Below are 17290 nucleotides of genomic sequence, written 5' to 3'. Positions count from 1 at the left end.
TTCATCCTCTAGGCAGTTGTGAGCCTTAATGATAACGTGGCCCATATTTTGTTAAGGGAATAGGCAAATGAAAAACCTCGTCACTGAGTTGTTACTTAAGCTCGCGCAAAAAGAAGAAGAGTCGCAAGATCTGGCGGCACAGGTCGAAACGTTGGAACGGGTAATCATCGAAATGCTGCGCAATATGGCGTGGAACGATCGGCAAATATTTATTCGTCAAATTGAGGGGGCGCTGGCTGATGTAAACCACATGCCCGCGTTTCTGACGAACATACATAGCGCTTGCGAGGGCGTACAAAAAGCGTTTTGAACCCTCTGTGGCGGGACACCCACAAATTATCATAAAAGTGTCACATCAAATACTTATAGTCGCTTTGTTTTAATTTTACCGTATTTATACATGGAGAATATAAAGTGAAACAAAGTGCACTCGCTATTGCCCTGTTACCTTTGCTGTTTACCCCGGTTATTAATGCAGAAACATCTACTGTAGCGGTTATGGATAATCGTGCCGCTCAAGGTGATATCACCACGCCGGGTGGCGCTCGCCGATTGTCTGCCGATCAAACGGCGGCTCTGCGCGAATCCCTGAACGATAAACCAGCCAAAAATATTATTTTGCTGATTGGCGATGGGATGGGCGATTCCGAAATAACGGCAGCGCGAAATTATGCTGAAGGCGCGGGCGGCTTTTTTAAAGGTATTGATGCTTTACCGCTGACCGGGCAATACACGCATTATGCGTTGGATAAGAAAACAGGGAAACCTGATTATGTGACAGATTCAGCAGCATCCGCGACGGCGTGGACGACCGGCGTTAAAACTTACAATGGTGCTCTGGGCGTTGATATTCGTGAAAAAGATCACGCCACTATTCTGGAAATGGCCAAAGCGGCAGGTCTGGCGACAGGCAACGTTTCCACGGCTGAATTGCAGGATGCCACCCCGGCCGCACTGGTTGCCCATGTCACTTCGCGTAAATGCTATGGCCCGAGCGTGACGGCTGAAAAATGCCCGACGAACGCGCTGGAAAAAGGCGGTAAAGGGTCGATTACCGAACAATTATTGAATGCCCGTGCGGATGTTACGTTAGGCGGCGGAGCAAAAACATTTACTGAAACCGCTACGGCAGGTGAGTGGCAGGGTAAAACGCTGCGTGAGCAAGCACAGGCCCGTGGTTACCAGATGGTCAGTGATGCCGCGACGCTGGCGGCGATTACCGAAGCGAATCAGGATAAACCGCTGTTGGGTCTGTTCTCAGACGGCAATATGCCAGTGCGTTGGGAAGGGCCGAAAGCGTCTTATCACGGGAATCTGGATAAGCCGGTAGTGACCTGTACGCCAAATCCAAAACGTAACGACAGCGTGCCAACGCTGGCGCAGATGACGGATAAAGCGATTGAGCTGTTAAGCAAGAATGAGAAAGGTTTCTTCCTGCAAGTAGAAGGCGCGTCAATCGACAAACAAGATCATGCCGCTAACCCGTGTGGACAAATTGGTGAAACGGTCGATCTGGATGAAGCGGTGCAGCGTGCTCTTGCTTTTGCTAAGAAAGATGGCAACACCCTGGTTGTGGTAACCGCTGACCACGCGCATGCCAGCCAGATCGTCGCACCGGATACCAAAGCACCCGGTTTAACGCAAGCGCTGAACACCAAAGATGGCGCGGTGATGGTCATTAGCTATGGCAACTCTGAAGAAGAGTCCCAGGAGCACACCGGCAGCCAACTGCGTATTGCAGCCTATGGCCCTCATGCGGCGAATGTGGTTGGCCTGATCGATCAAACCGATCTGTTTTACACCATGAAAGCGGCGTTAGGACTGAAATAAGCTGACACCCGACGGCAATACTTTTGCCGTTGGGTGGTATTTTTATCGTTAGCAGCCAAACTTACCTGTGTGTCGTCGTTCAGAAAAGGATGGTGCTATGAAAATTACATTATTAATGACGTTACTCTTTGGCCTTATTTTTTTAACTACAGTCGGTGCTGCCGAGAAGACGTTAACCCCGCAACAACAGCGTATGACCACCTGCAATCAGCAGGCAACGGCGCAGACCTTAAAAGGGGATGCGCGTAAGACCTACATGAGTGATTGCCTGAAAAACAGTAAATCTGCGCCTGAGGAAAAGAGCCTGACGCCGCAGCAGCAGAAAATGCGTGAATGCAACGTCAAGGCGACGGAACAGTCGCTGAAAGGCGATGATCGTAATAAGTTTATGAGCGCTTGCCTGAAAAAATCTGCTTAGCACTTCCGGGTGAGCAGGTAAAATCGCTCACCCGAAATATCATACTTCCGCCACCAGACCCCTTCCTATAATTTGGGAAATTTGTTTCAGAATATTCCCAAATACGATGAATGATGAAAACTTTTATCAAAAGAAGGTCGTCCCGAATGAAGCATTTATATTGCTTCATCAAAATGACCACCAACGTTCCGGTCTGCGATTTGCCCGACGAATCAGGCTGCCGCGAGCGGTGGGACTGGGGGGAATGTTTTTCCCTATCGCGTCGGTATTAGTTTCTCAGCCAATAACCGGAGGCTGGTGGCTTTTGCTGGTGGGATGGGCGTTTGTCTGGCCGCATCTGGCATGGCAATTGGCAAGTAAAGCTATCGATCCACTGCATAGCGAATATACCAACTTAAAAGCCGATGCCATCCTCGCCGGGATGTGGATGGGGATTATGGGGATAAACTTGCTGCCATCCACGGCGCTGTTGATGATTATCTGTATCAACCTGATGGGCGCAGGGGGGATGCGTGTCTTCATCGCAGGTGCCGTGTTGATGGTGGTTTCATGCCTGGTGACGTTACAGTTAACGGATATCCCCGTGGCTTTTAGCAGTACGCAACTGGGCGTGCTGCTGTCGCTGCCGGTGTTAGTGGTTTACCCGTTGCTGTTTGCCTGGGTGAGTTACCAGACACTCATCAGGCTGGCAGAACATAAACGCCGCTTACAGGTTATGAGTACGCGAGATGGGATGACCGGGGTTTATAACCGACGTCATTGGGAACTGTTGCTGCGAAATGAATTTGATAATTGCCGCCGCCATCAGCGTGACGCCACGCTCCTTATCATCGATATTGACCATTTTAAGAGTATCAATGATACCTGGGGCCATGACGTCGGGGATCAGGCCATTGTTGCACTGACCCGCCAGTTACAGATGACCTTACGCGGTAGCGATGTGATTGGTCGCTTTGGCGGTGATGAGTTTGCGGTAATCATGTGTGGCACGTCAGCGAGCAGCGCGATTGCAGCGATGTCACGTGTTCACGAACGGCTTACCCAACTGCGTTTATCCTGCGCGCCGCAGGTTGACCTGCGCATTAGCGTGGGTGTTGCGCCGCTGACGTCTGAAACTGAACACTATCGAGAATGGTTAAAATCAGCAGATATGGCTCTCTACAAAGCAAAGAATTCCGGACGTAACCGCACTGAAGCTGCGGCCTGACGTCCGGCGGTGTTAACTCAGGAGCGGCTGAGTTTTTCCGACTGCTCCATGCACTTAATCATCGCTTCAATCACCGATGAACGGAAACCGCGTTCTTCCAGGACGCGTACCGCCTCAATGGTGGTTCCACCCGGCGAGCACACCATATCCTTTAATTCGCCTGGATGTTTACCCGTTTCCAGAACCATCTTCGCCGAACCCATTACCGCTTGTGCTGCAAATTTATAAGCCTGCGCGCGGGGCATCCCCCCCTGAACGGCGGCATCTGCCATCGCTTCGATAAACATAAATACATAGGCCGGTGCTGAACCGCTGACGCCAACGACCGGATGAATCATTGCCTCCGCAATGACTTCAGCTTCGCCAAAGCAGCGGAAGATATTGAGCACGTCGGCCGTATCTTCCGGCGTGACTAAGGCGTTTGGCGTGACGGAGGTCATTCCGGCGTTCACCAGCGATGGCGTGTTTGGCATCGCGCGAATGATTTTACGGTCATGACCCAGCGCGCGAGCGAGCTGATCGAGGGTGACGCCCGCGGCAATCGAAACGACAAGGGAGTCTTTGTTCAGGCTGGAGGTAATTTCGCTCAGCACCTTAATCATAATGCCTGGCTTTACGGCCCCAAAAACAATATCAGCGATCTGCGCGACTTCTTGTGCAGACTGCGCCGCATTAATGCCGTACTGGTCGTGTAGTGCGGCGACCTTATCGGGGGAAGGGGTGTAGACCCAGATTTGTCCGGGGAGAACCTGACCGCTGGCGATCATGCCGCCAAGAATGGCTTTGCCCATATTACCGCAGCCGATAAAACCAATTTTCTTGTCCATCTTGTCACTCCCTATGGATGATATTCATTGTTTTATACCCTAAATACTTCAAGTTACTTGAAGTATTTAGGGTAAATCTGGGAAAGGTAAGCTTAGCGCGGAATGAATATGTGCAGAAGGAGAAACAGCACTTTGCCTGAAAGTAAAAGCACGCGACAATGTGCGACAGCACACCAGTGGGGAGAAGTTATGACAATATGGGTGGATGCCGATGCGTGTCCGAATGTGATTAAAGACATTTTGTACCGCGCCTCTGAGCGCATGCAAATGCCGCTTGTTTTAGTGGCCAATCAAAGCCTGCGCGTCCCGCCTTCGCGTTTCATCAGCACATTACGTGTGCCTGCGGGCTTTGACGTGGCTGATAACGAGATTGTGCGTCAGTGCAGCGCCGGTGATTTAGTGATAACGGCAGATATTCCGCTGGCGGCTGAAGTGATTGAAAAGGGTGCGGCGGCGCTTAACCCGCGTGGTGAACGTTATACCGACGCGACGATCCGTGAGCGTCTGATGATGCGTGATTTTATGGATACACTGCGTGCCAGCGGTATTCAGACCGGGGGGCCGGATAGCCTTTCGCCCCGCGACAGACAGCATTTTGCGGCTGAACTGGATAAGTGGTGGCTGGAAGTTCAGCGTAGAAAATAGAGTGTGTAATTTATTATTTACACTTTATTCATTGTGAATTCTTGTTATAGTAGGGGTTAACTCACCTCGCCATTTCTTCTGTAATTTTTTATTTACAGTTTTGGCGGTGTACTAGTTTGATGATATGATTATATTTTTAACCGCATCAGATCCCGCTTGTTGGCGGCTCTCTGGGGAAATTCTGTGATGACGCAACCTCTTTTTCTTGTTGGCCCCCGGGGGTGTGGTAAGACGACAACCGGTATGGCGCTGGCAAAGGCTATTGATTTCCAGTTCGTTGATACCGATCGCTGGTTGCAATCGCACGTGCAAATGACCGTGGCGGAAATCGTCGAAAGAGAAGGATGGGAAGGGTTTCGTGCCCAGGAAACGACCGCTCTGCAGGCTGTCACAGCTCCTGCCACGGTTGTTGCGACCGGCGGCGGTATCATTCTTACCGAATTTAATCGCCGCTACATGCGCAGCCACGGCGTGGTTATCTATCTAAGCGCACCGGTATCGGTACTGGTTGATCGTCTGGAGGCCACGCCTGAAGAAGGATTACGACCGACTCTAACCGGCAAGCCGTTGACCGAAGAGGTTCAGGAAGTGCTCGCCCAGCGCGATGTTTTGTATCGCGAGGCTGCGCACTATATCGTTGATGCCACCAATCCGCCTTCGCAGGTAGTGGAAGACATTCTTGGAATACTGGCGCAGGCAGCGCCACGGTTGCAGGGCGGTGTCTATACTTAATGTTCATCCAGTGAAAAGGAAGAACTATGCCGACACAACCACCTTACCCACGTCAAGCGACCATTGTTACGGTTGAAAAAGGGACGCCAGGCCAGACGGTAACCTGGTATCAACTTCGTGCCGATCACCCTAAACCGAATTCGTTGATCAGTGAGCATCCTTCAGCTCAGGAAGCGATGGATGCTAAAAAACGCTACGAAGACCCCGATAAAACCTGATATGAAGACCGCTCTGGCACGAGTCTTAAAAGTGCCAGTCCGGGCGTGCATCACATTATTTTAAATTTCGCCGTATACAGTAAAAATTGAAAATTAAACAATAACAATCCAGTACTGGAATGATCTGGAATCTTTACACAATACACCGCCGATCTACTGCTACGCTTTTGAGCATTTGTAGCACAGGTCAGCGCCCGGCACTTATCCGGGATTTCACAGCAAAGTAAGAAGACGGTGGAGCAACAAATGAGTACGTCGTTGGCTATCCTCACGATTGGCGTTGTGCCGATGTGTGAGATGTTACCGCTCCTGACGGAATATATTGATGAACAGCACATTACTCACCACAGTCTGCTGGGGCAGATGCAGCGAGAAGATGTGATGGCCGAGTACGGGGCTTCACCCGGTGACGAGCTGTTATTAACACTGCTTAGCGACCACCAACTTGCTCATGTCTCACGTCAGAAAGTGGAACGCTCGCTGCAAAGCATTGTGGAGGTTCTCGATAATCAGGGATTTGATGTGATCCTGCTGATGAGTACCGCCTCAATCACCCGTCTGACCGCCCGCAATAGTATCTTGTTGGAACCCATACGCATTATTCCCCCGTTAGTGGCTTCAATTGTCGAAGGGCATCAGGTTGGGGTCATTGTACCTGTTGCTGAATTGCTCAAAGCCCAGACACAAAAGTGGCAGGTGTTACAAACTCCGCCAGTGTACGCCGTGGCGAATCCAGTAGAAGGTTCCGAACAACAGCTGATTGATGCCGGGAAATATCTCCTTGAGCAAGGTGCTGATGTTCTTATGCTGGACTGCCTGGGGTTTCATCAACGTCATCGTGATTTACTGCAAAAGTCGCTGGATGTCCCGGTTCTGCTGTCCAATGTGTTGATTGCTCGACTGGCTTCGGAATTGCTGGCGTAATTTTGCGTGACAGGTGGAACGTCAGCCCCCTATATTGGTTCCTAACTTAATCACGAGATAGGGCCAGTTGTATGCTTCAAAGTAATGAATACTTTTCCGGCAAAGTAAAATCGATCGGTTTTACCAGCAGCAGTACTGGCCGCGCCAGTGTAGGTGTGATGGCTGAAGGTGAATATACCTTTGGTACTGCGGCGCCTGAAGAGATGACGGTAGTTAGTGGCGCACTGAACGTGCTGCTGCCAGGGGAAACCGAGTGGAAAGTGTATGCCGCAGGAGACGTGTTTAACGTACCGGGCAACAGCGAGTTTCATCTGCAGGTAGCAGAGCCAACATCCTATCTTTGCCGTTACCTGTAAGCGTAAAAATGACGAATGGCGATATTGAGTCGCCATTCGCTAAACACGGCTTAACGTTGCGCTTCGCCGCCTAATCCTTCCACCAGACTTTTAATCAGCGCCGCCAGTTCACCTGTCATCAGGATGAAATCGGCATCAAAACGCTGAGCATAATCTTCGCGGTCGATATCTTCATTCTGATCGCGCAGCTCGTCGCTGAACTTCAGGCGCTTAATGGAGCCGTCGTCACACATAACGAACTGAATGCGCTGCTGCCAGTCGAGGGCCAGCTTGGTGACCAGTTTGCCCGCTTCGATATGCACGGCGATTTCGTCGCAGACCAGATCCTGCTTTTTCGCGCGGATCACACCGCCGTCTTCAAGGATCGCTTTCAGTTCAGCTTCATCCAGCAGTTGGAAGCCCTGCGCCGTGGTGCCGGAGCGAACCCATTCGGTCAGCGTCAGCTCAATAGGGTTTTCCATCGTCAACGGAACGACCGGCAGCGAACCGAGACTCTTACGCAGCAGCGCTAGCGTATCTTCGGCTTTTTTCGCGCTCGCACAATCAACCATGATCAGATCGTTGACGGTATCGATCCACATCATTGTCTGGCTGAAGCGGCTAAAGGCGCGCGGCAGCAATGAGTGCAGAACTTCATCTTTCAGCGAGTCTTTTTCGGTCTTCTTAAGTTTGCGACCTTGCTCAGCTTCCAGTTTGAATATTTTTGCTTCCAGCGCCTGTTTGATAACCGGCGACGGCAGAATTTTTTCTTCTTTGCGGGCGCAGATAATAATTTGGCCATTGGCGGTATGCGTTAATGCATCGCTGTGCGATCCCATCGGCGGAACCCAGCCCATTTTTGCCATATCCTGGCTACCGCAAGGGGTGAACGTCATTGATGCCAGCTGTTTTTCCATCTCTTCGGCTCGCAAAGAAACATCGCGGCTAAGACGGTAAACCATTAAATTTTTGAACCACAGCATGATAATTTCCACGGCCTTGTCGTTAAATCCAGCGGGCATGATAGCGAATTGTCGCTATGCTTGCATTGTTAATCGGGAAGAGGAGCAAACAGTGCGTATAGGTATCGATTTGGGCGGTACGAAAACGGAAGTTATTGCGCTTGGCGATGCGGGCGAGCAGCTTTTTCGCCATCGCCTGCCCACGCCGCGTGATGATTATCGGCAAACGATAGAAACCATCGCCACGCTGGTGGAGATGGCGGAAAACGCCACCGGGCAGACGGGAACCGTGGGAATGGGCATTCCAGGTTCAATCTCGCCCTACACCGGGGTGGTAAAGAATGCCAACTCGACCTGGCTTAACGGACAACCTTTTGACCAAGACCTGAGTTCGCGTCTGAATCGCGAAGTGCGGTTGGCAAATGATGCCAACTGTCTGGCGGTTTCAGAAGCGGTGGATGGTGCGGCGGCGGGGGCGCAAACCGTGTTTGCGGTGATTATCGGCACTGGATGTGGCGCAGGCGTGGCACTGAATGGTCGGGCGCACACCGGCGGCAACGGTACCGCAGGGGAGTGGGGGCATAATCCGCTGCCGTGGATGGACGAAGATGAGCTGCGTTTTCGACAGGAAGTCCCCTGTTATTGTGGCAAGCAAGGCTGCATTGAAACCTTCATTTCCGGGACCGGCTTTGCCACTGACTACCAGCGTTTGAGCGGTAAGCCGCTCAAAGGCAGTGAAATTATCAGCCTTGTTACTGCGCAGGATGCTCTTGCGGAGCAGGCGTTGAGCCGCTATGAGCGTCGTCTGGCGAAATCATTGGCACATGTGGTGAATATTCTCGATCCGGACGTCATTGTGCTGGGTGGCGGAATGAGCAATGTCGACCGACTGTATCAAAACGTTCCGACGTTGATTAAGCAGTTTGTCTTTGGTGGCGAGTGCGAAACGCCTCTACGCAAGGCGCTACACGGGGATTCCAGCGGTGTACGCGGTGCGGCCTGGCTGTGGCCGCAGGAGTAATGTTCGCGTAGCCGGGTAGCGCAGATGCTATCCGGCAGCGTGTGTCATCAGGGGGACTGCGCGCTTCAGGCGACCGTACAGCAACAGTGACGACATCGCAGAAAATGACAGCAGTGCCGCCGGCAGTGTCACGTAGTTGTAGGCAAAGCCCAGCGTCAGCATCATGCCACCGCAATAAGCGCCAATCGCGCTGCCGAGGTTAAAGGCAATTTGCCCGCCAGCCGCACCCAGCAGCTCTCCTCCTTTAGCATTTTGCAGCAGTAAAATTTGCAGCGGCGCCGACAGGGCAAACAGGCCCGCGCAGCAAATAAAGGCGAAGGTCAGCGACGCGACTTTGATCCCGCCAAAGGCAAAGAGCAACAGCAGAGCCAGCACAATCACGAAGTCGGTTATCACCGCAATGCGCAGCGGCGTATAGCGACCAGACAGCCGACCGCTCAGCAGATTTCCCAACACCATTCCTAATCCTACCAGCATCATGATGAAGGTCATCAGCGCTTCGGAGAAGCCGGAGATATACATCATGTACGGTTTGACGTAGCTGAACCAGGCGAAAACCCCGGCGTTACCGAACATGGTGGCGGAGAAAATGAGCCACGGGGCGGGGCTTTTCAAAAAGTGAAATTGTTCGCGCAGTTTTCCTTTTGTTTCATCGCTGATGTTGGGTACCCAAAAAGCGACCGAGACCATCACGGCGATATTAAAGACGGCAATCAGCAGGAACGTATAGCGCCAGCTAAATTCCTGACTCAGCCAGGTGCCGAAAGGAATGCCAACCAGATTGGCAACGGTCATCCCCGAAATCATACCCGCGACGGCGGCGGTGACTTTTCCCGGACGGGCGAGCTTCGACAGGATTATTGCGCCAACGCCAAAAAACGCACCATGCGGGAAGCCGGAGACCAGCCTGCCTACCGCCAGCATAAAATAGGAGGAGGAGAGGGTGAAGATGGCGTTGCCAATCACACACAGTGTGACCAGAAACAGCAGAATATGCTTGAGTGAAAAACGGCTGGAAAAGAGCGCAATAATGGGGGCGCCCAGCACCACGCCAAAGGCGTAAAACGAGATCATATGGCCAGCGGCAGGAATAGAAATTCCCACGTCCTGCGCCAGCTCGGTGAGAACGCCCATAATGCCAAACTCGGCCATGCCCAGCCCAAATGTTCCCAGCGCTAAAGAGAAAATGACTTTTTTCATACCACCTGCCAACAAGAAAGACGCAGGATGTGCGTCATAGCGGCGAACGTTCGCCGCCAATAGCGATAGCTTGCGGATAAGCGAAGTGGAATGCCATTTCATATCCGTCCCTGAGTATGCAATATTGTGCTACATAGAGTGCCGGATGGCGCTAGCGCTTATCCGGCCTGTGACACCACATCCGCTGGTCGATTACTCCACCGCAAACATCTTGTCGAGTTTGCTGTAGCCCAGACCGTTGATTTTTTTCACCTTGATCTGCACCGGAATGCGTTCTTTCATTGCTTCGACGTGGCTGATGACGCCAATGGTTTTACCGGTAGCGTTGAGCGCATCCAGCGCGTCCAGAGCGGTATCCAGCGTTTCACTGTCCAGCGTGCCGAAGCCTTCGTCGAGGAACAGGGAGTCAATTCGTGTTTTGTGGCTGACCAGATCGGATAATGCCAGCGCCAGCGCCAGACTCACCAGGAAGCTCTCGCCGCCGGAAAGCGTACGCGTGTCACGCACCGCATCGGCCTGCCAGGTATCAACCACTTCCAGCTCTAACGCTTCGCTGGCCTTGCGCTGCAACAAATAGCGACCGTGCAGACGGGTTAACTGGTTGTTGGCAAGCCAGACGAGGTTATCCAGCGTCAGCCCCTGGGCAAATTTGCGGAACTTATCTCCCTCTTTCGAGCCGATCAGCGCATTCAAATACCCCCAGTCTTCGACCTGCTGTGCGACTTTTTCAATCTCCTGCATCAGCGCCTGCTGCTGCTGGCGGTTTTCAGCATCTTGCTTAAGCTGCTGGCGAATTTCGCCCTGACGAGTCGTGTTATCGCGTAGCAGCTGGGTGAGCTGCGCCAGCGCGTCGTGTAGATGTTGTGCGGTAAGCGAGAGATCTACCCCGGTTGGTTGCTGCTGTTGATGAGTCGTCAGCGCCTGCTGGGCCTGATTAAGCAGCGTTTGCGCCTGTTGTTGCTGGCTTTCCAGCGATTGCTTCAACTGCTCAAGACGGTTGAAAGTCTCTTCATCCAGCAGGGCGGCAATAAAGGCGTCACGATTGTCAAAGATGCTGGCCTGCAATGCGGAATCAAACTGCGCCTGAATGTCTGCGGCGCGCTGAACGTCCTGCGCCTCCTGCTGTTGCAAGGTTTGCCACTGTCCCTGTAAAGAGAGGCAATCGTCGTGCACCTGCCGCCAGTTTTCCAGCGACAAATCCTCAATGTCTTCAGAAAGCGCCTCGGTTTCTGGCAGCGTTTCCAGCAGCGGCGCAAGCTGGGCAATCCGGGCCTGTAACTCGGTCAGTTCATTCTGGCGCTGTTGCCACATTTGCGCTTCGTTCGCCCGTTCGCTTAGCCATGAGGCAACGTTATCCTCTGGCGGAAGGGCCAGACCATGACGGGCCAGCTCGACGGTTAGCATCGCCTGGCGCTGGTCAATATGCTGCTGGAGCTGGGTAATCTGCTCGGTATGGGCTGCGATTTGCGCCTGCAGGGTATGACGCAGGCTCAACTGGTGAAGCTGTTGTTCGTGCTCTTCCTGAGCGGCCAGCCACGGGGCAATGTCATCCTGCGGTTGTAGCGTGACGTTGAGGCTGGCGGTGACGGTCAGCCACTCTTGAGTAAGTGCTTGCTCCTCCTGAGAAAGCGTCTGTGCTTCGCGTTCATCCCGCTGAAGTTGCTGCGTGATCGCCTCAAGCTGGCCGCGTAACGTGGAACCTTCATCGGCCAGTGTTTTGACCTCTTTTTCCAGCGCTTCACGCCGCGTCTGATTCACGCTCAGTTCGAGCGTTTGATAGCGTTCAATCGCCGGATGTGCGGTGGAGCCGCATAGCGGGCAAGGCATGCCGGATTGCAATAATGCCCGTTGGCTTTCCAGATCTTTGATGCGGGCTTCCTGCTCGCAAATGACTTTTACATCGGTAAGTTGCTGATTTTTATCTTTATAGCGCTGACGTTTTTCGGCAAGCACCGCGTTGCGCTGAGTTAGCTCTTGCTGACGCTGTACAAGCGTGGCGCGTAACTGTGCCAGTTGCTTTTGCTTCGGGGCGATTTGCCCGTGTAGATTGCTCAGCCGCTGGCGTAGCGGACGAAGCTGCACATGTTGTGCCAACGCATCCGTTACCTCCTGCGGCGAAAGGGTCAGCGCGGGAAGCGTTAGTGCATTGAGCTTACGGGTGTCGTTCTCCCGCAACTGCTGCCACTGGCGTAGCTGGGCGCTGGCGTCGGACTGTTGCGCCAGAAGCGCTTTCCATCCTGCCAGTTCGCTACTCCATAAGCGGAAGCGGTCATGTTCGTTCAGCCAGTCGGTTAACGTCTGTTGTTCGGCGAGTATCGCGGTCGATTGCGTGTGCGCCTGCTGACGGATGCGCCCGCGCAGCGCTAAGCTGCTTTGTAAGCGAGTATTCACTTCCTGAATCTTCTGGCGCGTGCGCTCGATAGTAGCCGTTTGTTCCTGGATTCGCTCCCAGTGTGGGCGTAATGCTCTGGCTGGCTGCGCCAGGCTCAGCGCTGCCAGCTGCGGCTGCGCGTCTTCTTGCACCTGAAGTGCTGCCTGTAATGCCTGCTGGTGGCGGTTTATGTCCGTTTGAAGTTCATTTTGCCGAATAAGCCAGTTGAGGTGCTGTTGCTGGATTTGTTGGCTGGTAAGGTATTGTTTTTCTTCGTCAGTAAGTACCTGCAAACTTTCTGTCAGGGACTGCACCTGCTCTGGTGCTAACAGCGCAACGCCGCTGGCCTGGGCCTGCAGTTTTTCCAGTTCTGTACGCGCTGACTTGTGCTTTTCAAACACCATGGCGGAGATTTGGCCGTAGATCTCAGTACCGGTTAACTCTTCCAGCAGCTCGGCGCGCTCTTTCGGTTTGGCATTAAGAAAGGCGGCAAACTGCCCCTGAGACAGCAGCATCGAACGGGTAAAACGCCCGTAATCCAGCCCGGTAAGCTCGGCTGTCATCTCCAGCTTGTCTTTGACTTTATCGGCGAGGATTTTACCGTCGGCGCAGCGGGCCAGCTCTACGCGCGGGACCTGCAGGTTGCCCTCAGGCTGGTTGCGTGCCCGGTTCTGACTCCAGAATGCGCGGTAGGCTTCGCCGCGCACCTCAAACTCGACCTCGGCCAGACACTCCGCGGTGTCGCGGGTCATCAGGTCATTTTGCGACTGTGACACGGTATTCAGGCGTGGCGTTTCGTGGTACAGGGCGAGGCAAATCGCGTCCAGCAGGGTAGTTTTCCCCGCGCCCGTTGGCCCGGTGATGGCGAACAACCCGTTGCTGGCAAAAGGTTCTGCCGTGAAATCGACTTTCCATTCTCCCTTCAGGGAGTTGAGGTTCTTCAGGCGCAGGCTGAGAATTTTCATGCTTCACTCTCCCCTGCAAGCGTGTGTAAGGTTGCGCTAAACAGCTGATTCAACCGCTCGCGCTGAGGCTCTTCGAGCTCTTCCAGCGCCAGGCGGCGGTCAAAAACTTCCGTTACGCTTAGCTCGCTTAACGTTTCGCGTCGTTCACTGGCCATAATACGTTCACGTTGTTCCCGACTGCGGCGCACCAATAACACCTCGACCGGTAAATCTTCGGTTAAGGCCTGGATCTTACGTTGCATGTCATGCAGATAGTCGTCGGTGGTGATTTCAATATCCAGCCATATCGGCGGCTCTTGTGGTACGTTACGCCACTGTTCAAGCTGGGTGGTAATGGCAGCTAAATCGCCTTTCAGTACCGCAAGCGGCTGGGTGACCGGTACTGTGAGATTTTCAACGGCGCTGAGTTTCCCCGCTTCAAAGCTCACCAGATGTACACATTTGTTTTTGCCGCACTCGTCAAAACAGAGGGCAATCGGTGAACCGCAGTAGCGAATATGCTCCGTCCCGCCGATAACCTGCGCCCGGTGAATATGCCCCAGTGCGATGTAGTCCGCGGGTGGAAAGTTTTGCGCCGGAAAGGCGTCCAGCGTACCGATATAAATGTCACGTACGGCGTCACTTTTACTGGCGCCAACGGTGGTCAAATGCCCGGTCGCAATGATGGGCAGGTTTCGATCGCCACGCAGCGTGCAGGCGTCCTGATACTGCTGCTGGTAATAGTCGGTGATCGCCCCCAGCAGATGCTGCTGTTTTTCTTGTCCGGTTAGCCCGGCCTGGCTGGTAATGATGTCACGTGGTCGTAAGAAAGGAACCGGACACAGGATCGCTCCCGGCGTGCCATCACGTTGCGGCAGCACCTGCGGTGCATGGCCGGCGCTGGCAACGACCGTGGTGTTGAGAAACGCCAGAATATCGCGGGATTCATTGAGCGTGGCGACGGAATCGTGGTTGCCTGCCAGCACCACCAGATGACAGCCAGTTTGCTGCAGATTGACGACAAAACGGTTATACAGCTCACGGGCGTAGCTTGGCGGTGAGCCGGTATCGAAAATATCGCCAGCCACAATAATGGCATCCACCTGCTGGGATTGTGCCGTCTCCAGCAGCCAGTCGAGAAAGGCCTGATGTTCAGCGGCGCGGCTCTTGCTGTAGAAATTTTGGCCCAGATGCCAGTCAGACGTGTGAAGGATGCGCATAAGAGTTCCATGACGATAAAACAGTGGCGGGGATTATAACCTTTCAGGGACGGTAATATCTTGTCTCCGGGCTGTCATAATTCGTCTGGCTGCGTTAAACCTGGACTATCTTTTCATAAATCTGTCATAAAACTGACGCATAATGGCACCGTATTGATGGCAAACGATTTAATTATAAACAGGGCAAATCATGGCGAGACGTATTCTGGTCGTAGAAGATGAAGCTCCAATTCGTGAAATGGTCTGCTTCGTGCTCGAGCAAAACGGTTTTCAACCCGTAGAAGCCGAAGACTATGACAGTGCTGTGAACCAACTCAATGAACCCTGGCCGGATCTCGTCCTGCTTGACTGGATGCTTCCCGGCGGCTCGGGTCTACAGTTTATTAAGCATCTCAAGCGCGAAGCCATGACACGGGACATCCCCGTGATGATGCTGACGGCGAGGGGAGAAGAGGAAGATCGCGTCCGGGGTCTGGAAACCGGTGCGGATGATTATATTACCAAGCCGTTTTCTCCCAAGGAGCTGGTGGCGCGTATTAAAGCTGTGCTGCGTCGTATTTCCCCCATGGCGGTGGAAGAGGTTATTGAGATGCAGGGGCTGAGTCTTGATCCCACTTCGCATCGCGTGATGACCGGCGAAGAACCGCTGGATATGGGGCCGACCGAATTCAAACTGTTGCACTTCTTTATGACTCACCCCGAGCGCGTCTACAGCCGTGAACAACTCCTCAATCATGTCTGGGGAACCAATGTCTACGTGGAAGACCGGACAGTGGATGTGCATATCCGCCGCTTACGTAAAGCGCTGGAGCACAGCGGACACGATCGAATGGTGCAGACAGTTCGCGGGACGGGATATCGTTTTTCGACCCGCTTCTGACTGACAAGAATCAGGGCCTGATGGATTAGGCCGTTTATGGAGTAAGACGTTTGCTAGAACGATTGTCATGGAAAAGGTTGGTACTGGAGCTGATCCTGTGCTGCATACCGGCATTTATACTTAGCGCTTTTTTCGGTTACCTGCCCTGGTTTTTACTGGCGTCGGTAACGGGCCTGCTTATCTGGCATTTCTGGAATTTATTACGTTTATCCTGGTGGTTATGGGTCGACAGAAGTATGACGCCCCCACCGGGGCGAGGCAGTTGGGAGCCGTTGTTATATGGGCTGCATCAAATGCAGCTTCGCAACAAAAAGCGCCGTCGAGAACTGGGTAACCTGATTAAACGTTTTCGCAGCGGGGCGGAATCCCTACCCGACGCGGTGGTGTTGACCACCGAAGAAGGCGGTATCTTCTGGTGTAACGGACTGGCTCAGCAGGTTCTGGGACTGCGTTGGCCGGACGATAGCGGGCAAAATATTCTTAACCTGCTGCGCTACCCGGAATTCACACAATATCTGAAAACGCGCGATTTTAGCCGGCCAATCAATCTGGTGCTCAATACCGGACGGCATCTGGAAATCCGCGTGATGCCCTATACCGATAAGCAATTGTTGATGGTGGCGCGCGACGTTACCCAGATGCACCAACTGGAAGGTTCACGGCGTAACTTTTTCGCCAACGCCAGCCATGAGCTGCGCACACCGCTGACGGTGCTGCAAGGCTACCTGGAAATGATGCAGGAGCATCCGCTGGAAGGGACAACGCGCGAAAAAGCGCTGCATACCATGCGTGAACAAACGTACCGTATGGAAGGTCTGGTGAAACAGCTGCTGACGCTGTCAAAAATTGAAGCTGCGCCGACGTTGCAGCTGAATGAGAAAGTCGATGTGCCCATGATGCTGCGCGTGATCGAGCACGAAGCGCAAACCCTGAGCCAGCATAAACATACGTTTACCTTTGATGTCGATAACAGCCTGAACGTACGAGGCAACGAGGAGCAGTTGCGTAGCGCTATCTCGAATCTCGTGTACAACGCGGTTAACCACACACCAGCGGGAACGCACATTACCGTACGCTGGCAGCATGTGGCGTCGGGGGCGGAGTTTTGCGTGGAAGACAACGGTCCGGGCATTGCCCCCGAGCATATACCACGTTTGACCGAGCGTTTTTATCGTGTGGATAAGGCGAGATCGCGACAAACGGGCGGTAGCGGGCTGGGTCTGGCTATCGTGAAACATGCGCTGCATCATCACGACAGCCGTTTGAACATCGAAAGCGAACCAGGCAAAGGGACGCGATTTAGTTTCATGATCCCGGAACGTTTCATTGCCAAAAGTAACGGCTAAGACGTATTCGTAAGATAATCTTTCCAAAAGCCAGCGCAAGCTGGTTTTTTTTATGTGGTCAATAGATGCCTCCTGAATTTTACGACGTTTGATTGTTTTTTGTTCGAATTATTACCCATACCTTTTTCCATGAAATGGTTTTTTGTGCTAACCCTATTTTTCATATCGCTATATTGTTCTGGTTTTTGGATCCCACCTTGCTTTAAAACG

At 53.0% G+C, this 17290-nt stretch carries 17 protein-coding genes; 12 read left to right on the top strand and 5 right to left on the bottom strand.

Going from position 1 to position 17290, the window contains the following annotated elements:
• Positions 1–67 precede the first annotated feature (67 nt).
• The 4 genes from OGX94_RS10625 (at position 68) to adrA (ending at position 3455) form a co-directional block, all read left to right on the top strand.
• Positions 68–310 (top strand): sigma-S stabilization anti-adapter protein IraP, encoded by a 243-nt coding sequence (locus OGX94_RS10625; protein ID WP_003830953.1) that lies wholly within the window; start codon positions 68–70, stop codon positions 308–310.
• Positions 311–414: 104 nt separating this feature from the next.
• On the top strand, positions 415–1830 hold the full coding sequence (gene phoA / locus OGX94_RS10620; protein WP_286569169.1) for an alkaline phosphatase: 1416 nt from the start codon (positions 415–417) through the stop codon (positions 1828–1830).
• Positions 1831–1927: 97 nt separating this feature from the next.
• Positions 1928–2248 carry a phosphate starvation-inducible protein PsiF gene (psiF, locus tag OGX94_RS10615; protein WP_003830956.1) on the top strand — a complete coding sequence of 107 codons (321 nt, stop codon included), beginning with the start codon at positions 1928–1930 and terminating at the stop codon, positions 2246–2248.
• A gap of 91 nt (positions 2249–2339) precedes the next feature.
• On the top strand, positions 2340–3455 hold the full coding sequence (adrA, locus tag OGX94_RS10610) for a diguanylate cyclase AdrA (protein WP_122973925.1): 1116 nt from the start codon (positions 2340–2342) through the stop codon (positions 3453–3455).
• Positions 3456–3472: 17 nt separating this feature from the next.
• Here the strand turns inward: adrA and proC are convergent, their stop codons facing one another.
• Complete coding sequence (proC, locus tag OGX94_RS10605) at positions 3473–4282, bottom strand: pyrroline-5-carboxylate reductase (protein ID WP_003021462.1); 810 nt, start codon at positions 4280–4282, stop codon at positions 3473–3475.
• 189 nt (positions 4283–4471) lie between these two features.
• On the opposite strand from proC, the gene OGX94_RS10600 reads away from it, so the two are divergent.
• The 5 genes from OGX94_RS10600 to ppnP all read left to right on the top strand — a co-directional run bounded on the left by OGX94_RS10600 (position 4472) and on the right by ppnP (position 7157).
• The gene (locus tag OGX94_RS10600; RefSeq protein ID WP_003830959.1) at positions 4472–4927 is read left to right on the top strand and encodes a YaiI/YqxD family protein; all 456 of its coding nucleotides are present in this window, start codon (positions 4472–4474) and stop codon (positions 4925–4927) included.
• A 186-nt stretch (positions 4928–5113) separates the two neighbouring features.
• Positions 5114–5659, top strand: a complete 546-nt coding sequence (aroL, locus tag OGX94_RS10595) for a shikimate kinase AroL (RefSeq protein WP_003830960.1) — start codon at positions 5114–5116, stop codon at positions 5657–5659.
• 26 nt (positions 5660–5685) lie between these two features.
• Positions 5686–5877 (top strand): protein YaiA, encoded by a 192-nt coding sequence (yaiA, locus tag OGX94_RS10590; protein WP_003021472.1) that lies wholly within the window; start codon positions 5686–5688, stop codon positions 5875–5877.
• 246 nt (positions 5878–6123) lie between these two features.
• On the top strand, positions 6124–6801 hold the full coding sequence (locus OGX94_RS10585) for an AroM family protein (RefSeq protein WP_003830963.1): 678 nt from the start codon (positions 6124–6126) through the stop codon (positions 6799–6801).
• A gap of 71 nt (positions 6802–6872) precedes the next feature.
• A complete protein-coding gene (ppnP, locus tag OGX94_RS10580) occupies positions 6873–7157 on the top strand; it encodes a pyrimidine/purine nucleoside phosphorylase (RefSeq protein ID WP_003021477.1) in 285 nt (94 codons plus the stop codon).
• A gap of 50 nt (positions 7158–7207) precedes the next feature.
• Here ppnP and rdgC read toward each other — a convergent pair whose 3' ends face one another.
• Positions 7208–8119, bottom strand: a complete 912-nt coding sequence (gene rdgC / locus OGX94_RS10575; RefSeq protein ID WP_003021479.1) for a recombination-associated protein RdgC — start codon at positions 8117–8119, stop codon at positions 7208–7210.
• 91 nt (positions 8120–8210) lie between these two features.
• On the opposite strand from rdgC, the gene mak reads away from it, so the two are divergent.
• On the top strand, positions 8211–9119 hold the full coding sequence (gene mak, locus OGX94_RS10570) for a fructokinase (RefSeq protein ID WP_257661409.1): 909 nt from the start codon (positions 8211–8213) through the stop codon (positions 9117–9119).
• Between the two features lie 27 nt (positions 9120–9146).
• Here mak and araJ read toward each other — a convergent pair whose 3' ends face one another.
• From araJ to sbcD, 3 genes are all read right to left on the bottom strand, one after another.
• Positions 9147–10319 (bottom strand): MFS transporter AraJ, encoded by a 1173-nt coding sequence (araJ, locus tag OGX94_RS10565; RefSeq protein ID WP_257661730.1) that lies wholly within the window; start codon positions 10317–10319, stop codon positions 9147–9149.
• A 192-nt stretch (positions 10320–10511) separates the two neighbouring features.
• Positions 10512–13655, bottom strand: coding sequence for an exonuclease subunit SbcC (sbcC, locus tag OGX94_RS10560; RefSeq protein WP_200920731.1), 3144 nt, complete (start codon positions 13653–13655; stop codon positions 10512–10514).
• Positions 13652–14854, bottom strand: a complete 1203-nt coding sequence (sbcD, locus tag OGX94_RS10555) for an exonuclease subunit SbcD (RefSeq protein ID WP_257661410.1) — start codon at positions 14852–14854, stop codon at positions 13652–13654. The genes sbcC and sbcD overlap by 4 nt, the downstream gene beginning before the upstream one ends.
• A 190-nt stretch (positions 14855–15044) precedes the next feature.
• Between sbcD and phoB the strand changes: the two genes are divergently transcribed.
• Positions 15045–15734: a phosphate response regulator transcription factor PhoB gene (gene phoB, locus OGX94_RS10550; protein ID WP_003830970.1), complete on the top strand. Its 690-nt coding sequence runs from the start codon at positions 15045–15047 to the stop codon at positions 15732–15734.
• A 50-nt stretch (positions 15735–15784) separates the two neighbouring features.
• Positions 15785–17080: a phosphate regulon sensor histidine kinase PhoR gene (gene phoR / locus OGX94_RS10545; RefSeq protein WP_003830971.1), complete on the top strand. Its 1296-nt coding sequence runs from the start codon at positions 15785–15787 to the stop codon at positions 17078–17080.
• Positions 17081–17290: the final 210 nt, after the last annotated feature.

The organism is Citrobacter sp. Cpo037 (assembly GCF_030332945.1).
Classification (GTDB): domain Bacteria; phylum Pseudomonadota; class Gammaproteobacteria; order Enterobacterales; family Enterobacteriaceae; genus Citrobacter; species Citrobacter portucalensis.
Note: the sequence above shows the minus strand (reverse complement) of the source record. Positions and strands in the feature narration are given on the sequence as shown.

Excerpts from the sequence above, each read along its gene's own strand:
- araJ (WP_257661730.1), bottom strand. The coding sequence starts at position 10,319 with ATGAAAAAAGTCATTTTCTCTTTAGCGCTGGGAACATTTGGGCTGGGC.
- yaiA (WP_003021472.1), top strand. The coding sequence starts at position 5,686 with ATGCCGACACAACCACCTTACCCACGTCAAGCGACCATTGTTACGGTT.
- proC (WP_003021462.1), bottom strand. The coding sequence starts at position 4,282 with ATGGACAAGAAAATTGGTTTTATCGGCTGCGGTAATATGGGCAAAGCC.
- OGX94_RS10600 (WP_003830959.1), top strand. The coding sequence starts at position 4,472 with ATGACAATATGGGTGGATGCCGATGCGTGTCCGAATGTGATTAAAGAC.
- aroL (WP_003830960.1), top strand. The coding sequence starts at position 5,114 with ATGACGCAACCTCTTTTTCTTGTTGGCCCCCGGGGGTGTGGTAAGACG.
- sbcC (WP_200920731.1), bottom strand. The coding sequence starts at position 13,655 with ATGAAAATTCTCAGCCTGCGCCTGAAGAACCTCAACTCCCTGAAGGGA.
- rdgC (WP_003021479.1), bottom strand. The coding sequence starts at position 8,119 with ATGCTGTGGTTCAAAAATTTAATGGTTTACCGTCTTAGCCGCGATGTT.
- OGX94_RS10585 (WP_003830963.1), top strand. The coding sequence starts at position 6,124 with ATGAGTACGTCGTTGGCTATCCTCACGATTGGCGTTGTGCCGATGTGT.
- psiF (WP_003830956.1), top strand. The coding sequence starts at position 1,928 with ATGAAAATTACATTATTAATGACGTTACTCTTTGGCCTTATTTTTTTA.
- OGX94_RS10625 (WP_003830953.1), top strand. The coding sequence starts at position 68 with ATGAAAAACCTCGTCACTGAGTTGTTACTTAAGCTCGCGCAAAAAGAA.
- ppnP (WP_003021477.1), top strand. The coding sequence starts at position 6,873 with ATGCTTCAAAGTAATGAATACTTTTCCGGCAAAGTAAAATCGATCGGT.
- phoB (WP_003830970.1), top strand. The coding sequence starts at position 15,045 with ATGGCGAGACGTATTCTGGTCGTAGAAGATGAAGCTCCAATTCGTGAA.
- sbcD (WP_257661410.1), bottom strand. The coding sequence starts at position 14,854 with ATGCGCATCCTTCACACGTCTGACTGGCATCTGGGCCAAAATTTCTAC.